Raw genomic sequence first — 9,012 nt, 5'->3', positions numbered from 1 at the left:
GAGGATAATTTCTCTTCTGGTTGGTTTCAGCTAAAGATTAGATAAGTATTATTCGTAACTTTTACTCTGGGTAGAAATTTTATTAACTTTTGGCTTGAGTTTTAGCCGGTATGAAGCCGGATCAAAGGAGCAGTAATGGCTATCGATTTCAGCAGTGGTCGCTACAACGTTTTTCAAGGGCGCGTACCGGGCCAGCTTCCCATTGGCCGGATAGACCAGGACGAGTTTGTTCGCTCACCATCAAACGTGCTTATCTACCGTTTCGACGGCGACGAAATGTACGATATGAAAGGTCGCTATCTGGGGACCGCTAATGATTCGGGCGACGGTCGGTTCATGGTTACTGACGGGCAGCACAACTGCTTGTTCGTGGTCGCACCAGAGTAGCTAGTCCTCCCGGCTAATCCGCATTGCCCCCTCTGATATGCGAGTTCCAACTTCCGCGCCAAAACTGGCGACACTTTGATTTCGTGGCGCGCAACCCGAAGAAACCGCAGCGCTTCGACCGGGCCAAGCGCGTGAAGGTGGTGAATCATCAAGGTCATGGCCTCGGCCTGCTCTTCGATGCCAGCCCAGTCCATCAGCTCACTCAGCGCCTGCTTCGTGCCAGGCCGCACTCTGAGTCGCAATTCCTCTTCCCCGGCCTTCTGCCGCTTAAGCGCTGTCCTCTCGTCCCGCTGTTTCTGGGTCAGGGCCAGTTATCAGCTCCGTGTAGCCGCTGGGCGGCAAGTGAATGTGTTGCTGGCGTCTGCCGTGGCCGACGCGCATTTGCAGGCGCTTCATTTCGCCCGGCTGCTGCTGGGGTAGTCCAGGCTGTACTTCTGAACGATTCGCCTGATGACGGTGCGGTTGATGCCGGTCTGCTTCTCGGCTTGGAAGTGGCTGACGCCCAGGTCGCGCATCGCCTTGATTCGCTCAAGCAGTTTCAGGTCTTCCTCTTCCTCGACATATTTCCGGTGATCCGCGCCGTTGTAACGTGGCTGCCGGGGCTGCGGCTCTTTACGAGGTGGGCGGGGCGCAATCCTGCATGAGCCAAGATCGCATACCGTGCCACCGCTGCGCTGGAATTCTCTGACCGCGGCGGCCAGCTCGGATGATTTGGCACTGTTGCGCTGGATGGCGCTCAGTTCGGTAGTCATCATGCTGCCACCTGCGTGATGGTTACTCCGTCCATTTGGAAGTCAGCGCCTTGAATGTGGACAAGGTCGTCCAGCGCGCCCCAGTTCACTGTGAGGACCGATATCGGCGCACGACCTTCGTAGACGGCTTTTACCAGCGCATGAAGGTCGGTGACATTGGCTTCAAGCTTTGTCGGCTTGGGCGGTACCTTCGCGGATGGTGCGACGGCCGACATTCTCGGAGCTGGTTGTTCGACTGGTTTGGGTGCCTCAGCGGCTTGCGGCGCAGGCGCGTTGGCTTTCGCTTTTTCAGCTTCAGCGACTCGCTCTGCTTCTGCCGCAGCCGCAGCCGCAAGCTTCGCTGATTCTTCAGCACGAATACGTTCACGCTGCGCAAGCTCTTTCGCTTCCTCGGCCTGCTTGTGCTCGTTGATCCGCACCTTGATGAGGGCCACCAGGTCATCATTGTTCTTGAGCACGATCTGCTGAGCATCGTTGAACAGAAACGCATGATCCACGGCGAGCGAGCGCAAGCTTTCCAGGTTGGCGCGGATACCGTCGCCGATCTGGCTGGCCTCGATCTTGGCCCGGGCGAGTTCAGAGTCGGCGGCGTCACGCAGACTGGCGATATTTTTTTTGCCTTTGATCGCGCCGGCGAAGTCCGCGGGGATCTCCGGCAGCCGCACCTTGCCGCCGAACGAGGTGTTGATCTTGTCCAGATGATCACGCAGCGCTGCTTTCGCTTTCAGCACGATCTCTTCGCGAATGGCCACCTTGCGAGCTTTCACCAGCTTGTCCAACTCAAGGCGTTTGCGTCTGGCCTGCTCCGATATCTCGTCGATGGTGCGGAAGAGGGCGTCGATTGTCTCTGTCTGGCTCAGCGCGTGCTGCTTGGCCGCTTCCAGGCGCTCCTCGACCTCGCCGCACCACTTCACTGTTTTCTCTGCATCAGCGAAGTGCTGGTCGGTCTGTAGGTCAGTATTGATCGCCGAAAACACGGCCAGCGAATGCGCCTTGAACTGCTCCAGGTTGCTCGCAGTGACCATGCCGGTTACTTCGATGCGCAGCGCTGGCAGCGCGTCCGGAGTCTTCCCAACTGCCTCCACCACGGCCTCAGTTGGCTCATACGCTTCAAGATCGACTTCGAACTGTTTCCAGCCGGCGACCAGCTTCGCCGCCCGACCTTTCACCGGGAAGTACTCCATCGAGACGAAGTTGTCTTCGGTCCCGTCCGAGCAAACGAAAATCACTTTCTCGGCACCGGACACCAGCAGTTGCTGCTCCAGCTGCCAGTAGTAATGCGCATCCAGATCACCTGCGCGCACGTCGGCGGCGAGCTGCTCGTTCCACATTTTGTGCTCGAAAACGATCTCGCCCATCATTGTGCAGCCGTCGAGGGAGGCCAGCAGGTCGCCTTCGGTGCCCACAACCGGGAACAGGTCTTCGCCGATTCGACCTTCAAGAATCGGGCGGGCCAGCGCTTCGGCTTCGTGACCCTTGTCGAACAAGTACTTCTGGACCCACCACGAAATGTCCCGGTCGAGCCCGGTCTTCTTGGCATGAAGCAGCTCGGTGCGCTTCATCTGCTTGGACGCGCCCATCATCACCGGAGCTTCAGAGGCGGTGCGATAGTTGGCGCGGAGTGCGTGCCATTCGGCACTGCCTTGGGTGACTTTATGCGTCTTCATGCGGTTTCTCCGGCGATAGGAGCCATCTTGTTGATTCGGTCGATCTGATCGGCGCTGAGGGTGTACTTCGATTCCAAGAAGGCGATCAGGCTTTCGGTGTCGGTCTTTCCGGTGTCGATTCCCTCCTGCCATTTGGGAAACATCATTTTGAACTTGTCGTCCTCGTATGCGGGAAGCTCGGACCCTTGCTGCTCTGGCTGCGGGGAAACATCACGGTGCCGAGGGGCGCTTTCCTCCAGCTCATCTGGGCTGTAAACGCCCAGAATCACGTCCGGGCAGTAGAGGCGGGACCAGCGTTTGGTTGCCAGGTACGCAAGCTGCTGGCGAGGATCGTCGGCCCAGAGCGTGCTGTTGCGTGTGCGCGCCTGGGCCAGCAGCAGCTCCAGTACCCTCGGTTCGTCTTCACCGCGGAACGTTGCCCAAACCTTCACGCCCAGGCCTTCCTCGTCGGCAAGCTTCCAGCCTGGCTGCCGGTACTCACCCTTGTCGCCGTTTTTGATCACAAACTTGCCGATGACCTTTTCCCAGTTGCCGTACCACTCGTAGTGCAAGCGATCCACCACAGGTGCGCAGGTTGTGATGACGGCGTTGACCAGTTGCGCCTCGTAACCCAGCACGCCGTTCACCAGATGGGTTTTCTGTGCGACGGCGAAGGGGTTCATCCTCCACTGCATGGCCTGCATGACGACGGCCAGGCAATCGGCGGAATTGCCGTTGAAGTGCTTCGGTAGAGTTGCTCGCCCGGTCGCCATGACCTCGGCCAGGCGCATCATCTTGTCCAGGCTGTCGCCGTCGAGGACCAAGGCGCTGGTCGAAGTGGCGGCATGCGGAAGCACATGCAAATTCTGCTCGTGCGATACGGACGCAACGTTTCTTGCGGACATAGGAAATCCTCGCGCTCCATGCGGGCGCAGCGATTGAATAGGGAAGGGGTTACTGCTGAGGCTGTAGCTTTGCCTGCCGGGCTTTGATCGCACACTCGGCGTGATGCGTTGCCCACTTGCCGCCGTGCTTATGGAAGTGGCCAGCGCCGACGGCTACTGGCTGATTGCAGCGGTAGCAGATGCCGGGATACTTGTTCCGCATGGTCGCCTCATGATGTCAGGTGCGATGCGTAGGCGCTGGCGAGCATCCAGGCTGTTGCGAGGGACAGCACGACGAATGAGCCTCGCCAGGTGTAGATACGCAACTGACGTTGTTTGCGGGTCATGACCGTCCACCCACCGGCCGACGCTTGAGCCAGTCAGCTTTGATCGGGTAGGGCAGGTCAGCAACTCGCATGCCGACGGGGTAGGTGATCGTTCCGCGTACTTGGGCGCGGGCTTTCACCTCGTCAAGTTGCTCATCGATGAGGGATTTAACGATTGGCTGGCTCATGCCGCCTCCTTGCGCTGTTGGCAGTGCCTCAGCAGGCGACTGCAATAGTGGGAAAACTCTTCAAGGGTGATGAGCTCGTCGGTCATCATCTTAGTGATCATCTGCTGGACCAAAACAACCTCGCCGCGTGTGCTGGCGGGGTGCTTGAGGGTTTCGAGCGCCTCGTCGATCAGGATGTGCGGGCTCAAAGGTCTTCATCCTCGCGCTGAGCGATCACACCGTCTGCCGCCAAAGGCCGCAAAAGTCCCTCTGCGATTTCGAACAGGGTGTCTTTAGGGTTGGGGCAGCTCAACACGGCGTCTGCCGCCTCTCTGGCGCAGGCGGGTGAACCGAACTTGGCCATGTAGACCAGACGCCCCAGCGCTGACTGGCTCGCACCAGAGGCGCCGAGCTTCTCCATGGCGAACTCATCGACCGCGATCAGGAAGCGTTCGAACGTGACGCCTTGGGGCTCCTGCAGGCGGCGTTTGAACTTGATGTCGTCGCCGTGCACCAGAGCGTGCGCACTGTTTGCAACCCAAAGTCGTTCGGCGGGCGTCAGTTGCTTTACTGACGCGCCCGCAAGAGGCAACACCTTTGCTGCTGCGTTCATGGTCGTCTCCAGGGGCTGGATTATGCGGTTAGCAAGGTAAGTGCCGTCTGATGGTCAGCGACGTCTTTCTGATGAGCTTTGCGCCAAGCGATCTGCAATTTCAGAAGATGAATTTCGCCTGACTTGGTGGTTTTGAAATACTCGCCAGAGTCGTCTGTCCCACACAGGTGAATGTCGCCTTTCTCTACGAGAGCCTGAACCGTCCTGTGCAGGTCTGAATCGATCTTCTCTTCGTTCGGGCCTACGTGGAGCGCGCTTTTCTGGTTGGCGAAATACAGGACCTTTTCAACTGTGTATTTGGTTCGAGCCATGAGCTTCATGCTCCTTGATCAGTGAACCCCTTCGACTGAACACTCAAGAACGGCTAGAGGCCATACAGGCACCGGAGAGGGTTCAGTCGGAGAGGTTCGGGGTTTGGGAGGCGGGGGCAGATGGCCGGGCGCGAATCCGGCGAGAGCGGAGCCTTTCGGCACGACCGCTCGGAGGAGCAACCAGCCAAAGCTGGTGCCTTTTAACCGCGTTTCTCCAGGGCCGCCGAAGCGTTCAACCCAGCTTTCAACGCCGCATCTGCTTTGCTGGTTACGTCTCCAGCGCGGACTTCCACCGCCGTGTTGATTCCCAAGGGTTGACGCAGGGGGCCGCTTTCGCGGTGTGTACTCATCCGCATCGGGGTGTGATCTGAGCGCCGAGAAGGGTCTTGCACCCTCAACTCCCGTGCACTGGGCTTTACTTTTAAGCTACCCGGCTCATACCCATTCACGATGCCTCGCTATTGAATATGCAGATCACACTCCGATGCAGCCTGGCGCTATGACAGGGATCGGGCAGTTTTCGTCAGGCTGACGCTGGCGCTGGTTGTTCAGTCGTCGAATCCATACGAGAAATCGCTTTCCTCGCAATCGATCAACAGGACGGCGTCGCCAAAATAAAGCGAGGCGAGAATTCGCTCCCATTTCGTGCGCAGTTCCATCTTCACCGAGATTTTTTTATCGTCGAGCTGGGCGCTGTAGACCTTCCCGAATTCAACCTTCGGCCTCCAGCGGTCGCCAGTCTCCCGCTCGCCCTCAACCATCACATGCAGGTTGTGTTTCAGGCCGTAGTCGCTGCGGCGTTCATTGTTAAAGCTGTACCGATTTTCACCTTCGGGCTGCGCGTCGAAGTAGATGTGGTAGAACTTGCGAGAATGGCTGTCATCCTCGGTGATGCGAATCTCAGGCGCGCTCCACCTCTCTTCAGCTGCCTCTTCCTTGTGTTCCTCAATAAACGCTTCGAGCAAATCCTTCAGCGAAATCTCACCTGTGAGCAGGCCCTCACCGGTCAATACCTCGGTGATGGATGCATCGGCCTGTTTCATGATCGCCGATTCCATGCCGGCAGCCTCCCAGCGCTCACGCAATGCATTGGCGATCAACGCGTTGTAGCGCTGAAGCTCAAACATGTCCGTGACATTTGCCGGAAAGGCTTCTTTTACCGCTGCTTTGATTGACTCACCTATGGTGCCGTAGGACCTGAAAGCATCCTCGACGACACTTTTAAACATCTTGTCGATGCCCTCATCGATCAGCTCGCGAGGGCGATCTGATAGGGCGTAGGTGCTGACGCGCTCGGCCAGCAGTTGCTGAAGGGTTTGCTCGGTCATTTGATGCTCCATGCTGGATATGGTGATTTCCCATCTGGCCCTGTCGCCAAGGCCAATCGGTGAAATCCCGGCCTCGCTACTGGCGACAGGCCGGGGTACTACGTCAGCGGTGTGGTTGCTTCTGGTTCCTAATCCCCGCTCACTGATTGCAGGTTTCGGCATCGTGGCGTGGCTGCGGGCTTCCCTGTTCACATCAGCTCGATCAGCGTTGCTGTTGTGGTCGTCGGGCATATGCAACATGCGACGTGCAGCCCTGTGCCTGGTTGAGTTTTAAGGCACATCGCATGAGGTCCGGCGCTCCTCATAGCCGAAGCTCGGAGCGCTAATTCAAATCGGTGTCTCTCCCTTCTGCCGCTGGGATTCGCGGGGCGCATTGCTTGCCGGGTCATTCACTCGGTCAAGGCGTTTCACCATCGTCAGCCGTACAGGGTTCTCCCTGTCGTGGGCAGCCTTTCGGGGCTGTCTGATCGCCGGTCGCCGGTAGAGGCAATGCGGTCTGTTGCTTGTTGCGCGGGCTGTTAAAGAGCGGATCGATCCGCTGGGCCTGTTGAGGGGCTGTTTCGCGTCTCGATGAGCAAAATATAAGCCCACTTATCTTTCTGGTCAATAAGCATGCTTATATTATTTTTCTAGTCTATAAAAAACCCCGCTCAGTGGCGGGTCAGGTCGGATCAGAAAGGGCGGGCTGCGCGAGGGCCAGAGGTCATTTAGGGTGGATCGGGCATAACCCCAGCACTATCCAATATCCCAACTACACTCGGCGCAACGTAGGCCTCAGGAATTCTCCTGGCTTGCAACCAGGATGGACCGAATGAATTCCCCAATGGATCTGAGGCCTTGCATAGAGGCAGCGTTTTTGCCAATGAAGTGCGTATGCGTGATAGCTCCTGACGCGTCAATGACGATCCAGGTGTTCGATACGAGCAGCGAGGCGGAGGAGTTCACCGTCACAGGCATCGATACTGCGGCGCTGGTGACGATCCGGGATATCGTCGGGCTCGTAATTGAGGTGAAAGGGGATATGAGGCTGAGGAGGCTTGCGTCTGACCGGCAGCAGAGGGCGTGGGAGGGGTAAAACGAAAGTAAGCGTCTGCTCAACACATCTTGTGATGTTAAACAGGCACCCATCCATGCTGCCCCGGAAGCTTTGCAATTTTTGCTCGCCTGATGCATCGGTAGGCGCAGAGCCCCCCTTAAAGCCATACTCTAAAGCTTGCTTTCCGATTGCGTCGGCAGGGACATTTAGGTATTCAAAAACTTGCCGATAACGGTTTGATATCTGAACCAAGGAGTTGTTTTTGAACATCCGATTGCTGACCCTTTTTTCTGCGCTGTTGCTTAGTGGCTGCGGTTCTACTAATTATGAGCAGCCTATACAAGAGCAGCCCTACGATCAGGCAACCTCTGCAAGGATCCGTCTTTTCGGAAACAACGGTTTGCCCGTCGCAATCAATCCTGGGCAAGGCTGCGCTTCGAGCAAAGAACCTCTTTTTGCCTACGGCTATACCGTTGCAGATAAGGTCAATTCCACCATAGGACAACACACCAAACGAAGCATAGGAATGCCTGCGTCATGGAGGAGCGATCATCTGAGCTATGGCGAGTCGTACTCAGAGTTTGTTATCCCCGCAGGAGCCCCTTCTGTAGTCTTGATGAAAATGGTCACCGACCAAGCGTTTTGTGTGCCACCTACCCGAGTATTTACTCCTGAGGCAGGTAAAGATTATGAGGCGTATCTTGACCGACATGACGGGAGATGCGGCGGAGTGATTCGACTGCTCTCCGCTTTAGAGACGCCCGGCCCTATCGCTGAAGTCCCGTCGAGTAGTTGCGAAAAAAAATAGATTTCCTCATACGGAGCCTTTACATCTTAGGGACCTGCCAGCTTTGTCAGAGGCGAGGGCTGGCATGGCTGCCACCGCTAGAATTACCAACATCCTGTTTCTCATAAAGACTCCTGAATGGGTGCTACTAACGGACCGCCATACCAGATTACCCGGCCTACCCAGGCCGCACACGCACTATCTGCCGTATCTTCACCGCACTCGCATACCATAGAAGTGATCCAGCGCTATCAGCTCAACCACAGCCACGAAAACGCACAATACGACGAAGCCCGAACTGAAGACCCGCTTGCGGCCGGATAATCCTCCGCCCAACCAGGCCGAGTCGGAAGCGCCAGGAATCATCATGAGTAACGCCAGCCAGGCGATGGCCCCGGCCTTGCTCCAGAAACCCTGTTCTCGCCATGCGCTCACCACTTTAGAAAATTAAAGCTAGGGCAATTCATTGCATGATGGCGTCGCATAAGCGCTGGATATACAGACTCATCGTAAATCGGGAGGCCAGGGCCGGGGTCTGTGCGCTGGGCGCGGTGAAGCGCGTCGTCCACAAAAGCCGATCTTGCGAGATCCTGAACTGCCCGACATTGCTCAGCTCTCTCGGCTTCCGTCGCTGGCATTGGGATCGCTTCGATTTTTTTTTCGTATTCAGTTTTTGGCTTGCTGGCGCAGCTTGAGACAATAAGGGAAACGACTATCAGGACCGCGACTTTAAAGACATTCATTTCACATTCCATAATGATAGACCAGATGACCC

General features: G+C 57.0%; 14 protein-coding genes. 3 read left to right on the top strand and 11 right to left on the bottom strand.

Annotated elements, in window-relative coordinates:
• Positions 1-135: 135 nt before the first annotated feature.
• Entirely contained in the window at positions 136-387 is a 252-nt protein-coding gene (locus JOE39_RS07970) for a hypothetical protein (RefSeq protein WP_024683690.1), read from the top strand.
• On the opposite strand, the gene JOE39_RS26300 is transcribed toward JOE39_RS07970, so the two are convergent.
• The 9 genes from JOE39_RS26300 to JOE39_RS07930 all read right to left on the bottom strand — a co-directional run bounded on the left by JOE39_RS26300 (position 297) and on the right by JOE39_RS07930 (position 6,414).
• A complete protein-coding gene (locus tag JOE39_RS26300) occupies positions 297-698 on the bottom strand; it encodes a hypothetical protein (protein WP_245227531.1) in 402 nt (133 codons plus the stop codon). The genes JOE39_RS07970 and JOE39_RS26300 overlap by 91 nt on opposite strands.
• 81 nt (positions 699-779) lie before the next feature.
• Positions 780-1,142, bottom strand: coding sequence for a hypothetical protein (locus tag JOE39_RS07965; RefSeq protein ID WP_210077514.1), 363 nt, complete (start codon positions 1,140-1,142; stop codon positions 780-782).
• Positions 1,139-2,806 carry a YqaJ viral recombinase family protein gene (locus JOE39_RS07960; protein WP_210078649.1) on the bottom strand — a complete coding sequence of 556 codons (1,668 nt, stop codon included), beginning with the start codon at positions 2,804-2,806 and terminating at the stop codon, positions 1,139-1,141. Before JOE39_RS07960 ends, JOE39_RS07965 begins: the two co-directional genes overlap by 4 nt.
• A complete protein-coding gene (recT, locus tag JOE39_RS07955) occupies positions 2,803-3,690 on the bottom strand; it encodes a RecT family recombinase (RefSeq protein ID WP_210077515.1) in 888 nt (295 codons plus the stop codon). The genes JOE39_RS07960 and recT overlap by 4 nt, the downstream gene beginning before the upstream one ends.
• Before the next feature lie 322 nt (positions 3,691-4,012).
• Positions 4,013-4,183 carry a hypothetical protein gene (locus tag JOE39_RS07950; RefSeq protein ID WP_210077516.1) on the bottom strand — a complete coding sequence of 57 codons (171 nt, stop codon included), beginning with the start codon at positions 4,181-4,183 and terminating at the stop codon, positions 4,013-4,015.
• A complete protein-coding gene (locus JOE39_RS07945) occupies positions 4,180-4,371 on the bottom strand; it encodes a hypothetical protein (protein WP_016567834.1) in 192 nt (63 codons plus the stop codon). The genes JOE39_RS07950 and JOE39_RS07945 overlap by 4 nt, the downstream gene beginning before the upstream one ends.
• Positions 4,368-4,775, bottom strand: coding sequence for a hypothetical protein (locus JOE39_RS07940; RefSeq protein ID WP_210077518.1), 408 nt, complete (start codon positions 4,773-4,775; stop codon positions 4,368-4,370). The genes JOE39_RS07945 and JOE39_RS07940 overlap by 4 nt, the downstream gene beginning before the upstream one ends.
• A gap of 20 nt (positions 4,776-4,795) precedes the next feature.
• Positions 4,796-5,086 (bottom strand): hypothetical protein, encoded by a 291-nt coding sequence (locus JOE39_RS07935; RefSeq protein ID WP_162868490.1) that lies wholly within the window; start codon positions 5,084-5,086, stop codon positions 4,796-4,798.
• Positions 5,087-5,634: 548 nt separating this feature from the next.
• On the bottom strand, positions 5,635-6,414 hold the full coding sequence (locus JOE39_RS07930) for a hypothetical protein (protein ID WP_099266020.1): 780 nt from the start codon (positions 6,412-6,414) through the stop codon (positions 5,635-5,637).
• Positions 6,415-7,225: 811 nt separating this feature from the next.
• Here JOE39_RS07930 and JOE39_RS07925 point away from each other — a divergent pair.
• Both JOE39_RS07925 and JOE39_RS07920 read left to right on the top strand, forming a co-directional pair.
• Complete coding sequence (locus tag JOE39_RS07925; protein ID WP_210077520.1) at positions 7,226-7,489, top strand: DUF1652 domain-containing protein; 264 nt, start codon at positions 7,226-7,228, stop codon at positions 7,487-7,489.
• Positions 7,490-7,712: 223 nt separating this feature from the next.
• Positions 7,713-8,258, top strand: a complete 546-nt coding sequence (locus JOE39_RS07920) for a hypothetical protein (protein ID WP_129112388.1) — start codon at positions 7,713-7,715, stop codon at positions 8,256-8,258.
• A 192-nt stretch (positions 8,259-8,450) separates the two neighbouring features.
• On the opposite strand, the gene JOE39_RS26530 is transcribed toward JOE39_RS07920, so the two are convergent.
• Together JOE39_RS26530 and JOE39_RS26525 are read right to left on the bottom strand one after the other, a co-directional pair.
• The gene (locus tag JOE39_RS26530) at positions 8,451-8,672 is read right to left on the bottom strand and encodes a hypothetical protein (protein WP_065087853.1); all 222 of its coding nucleotides are present in this window, start codon (positions 8,670-8,672) and stop codon (positions 8,451-8,453) included.
• Positions 8,669-8,980, bottom strand: a complete 312-nt coding sequence (locus JOE39_RS26525) for a hypothetical protein (RefSeq protein ID WP_065087805.1) — start codon at positions 8,978-8,980, stop codon at positions 8,669-8,671. The genes JOE39_RS26530 and JOE39_RS26525 overlap by 4 nt, the downstream gene beginning before the upstream one ends.
• Positions 8,981-9,012: the final 32 nt, after the last annotated feature.

This window comes from Pseudomonas sp. PvP100, from assembly GCF_017833055.1.
In the GTDB taxonomy this organism is placed as follows: domain Bacteria; phylum Pseudomonadota; class Gammaproteobacteria; order Pseudomonadales; family Pseudomonadaceae; genus Aquipseudomonas; species Aquipseudomonas syringae.
The sequence above is the reverse complement of the archived record's forward strand: the minus strand, read 5'-3'. Positions and strand labels throughout refer to the sequence as shown.

Bases quoted from the DNA above. Each gene is read 5' to 3' on its own strand.
- JOE39_RS07970 (WP_024683690.1), top strand. From the start codon at position 136: ATGGCTATCGATTTCAGCAGTGGTCGCTACAACGTTTTTCAAGGGCGC.
- JOE39_RS26525 (WP_065087805.1), bottom strand. From the start codon at position 8,980: ATGAATGTCTTTAAAGTCGCGGTCCTGATAGTCGTTTCCCTTATTGTC.
- JOE39_RS07925 (WP_210077520.1), top strand. From the start codon at position 7,226: ATGAATTCCCCAATGGATCTGAGGCCTTGCATAGAGGCAGCGTTTTTG.
- JOE39_RS07960 (WP_210078649.1), bottom strand. From the start codon at position 2,806: ATGAAGACGCATAAAGTCACCCAAGGCAGTGCCGAATGGCACGCACTC.
- JOE39_RS07950 (WP_210077516.1), bottom strand. From the start codon at position 4,183: ATGAGCCAGCCAATCGTTAAATCCCTCATCGATGAGCAACTTGACGAG.
- JOE39_RS07935 (WP_162868490.1), bottom strand. From the start codon at position 5,086: ATGGCTCGAACCAAATACACAGTTGAAAAGGTCCTGTATTTCGCCAAC.
- JOE39_RS07965 (WP_210077514.1), bottom strand. From the start codon at position 1,142: ATGATGACTACCGAACTGAGCGCCATCCAGCGCAACAGTGCCAAATCA.
- recT (WP_210077515.1), bottom strand. From the start codon at position 3,690: ATGTCCGCAAGAAACGTTGCGTCCGTATCGCACGAGCAGAATTTGCAT.
- JOE39_RS07940 (WP_210077518.1), bottom strand. From the start codon at position 4,775: ATGAACGCAGCAGCAAAGGTGTTGCCTCTTGCGGGCGCGTCAGTAAAG.
- JOE39_RS07930 (WP_099266020.1), bottom strand. From the start codon at position 6,414: ATGACCGAGCAAACCCTTCAGCAACTGCTGGCCGAGCGCGTCAGCACC.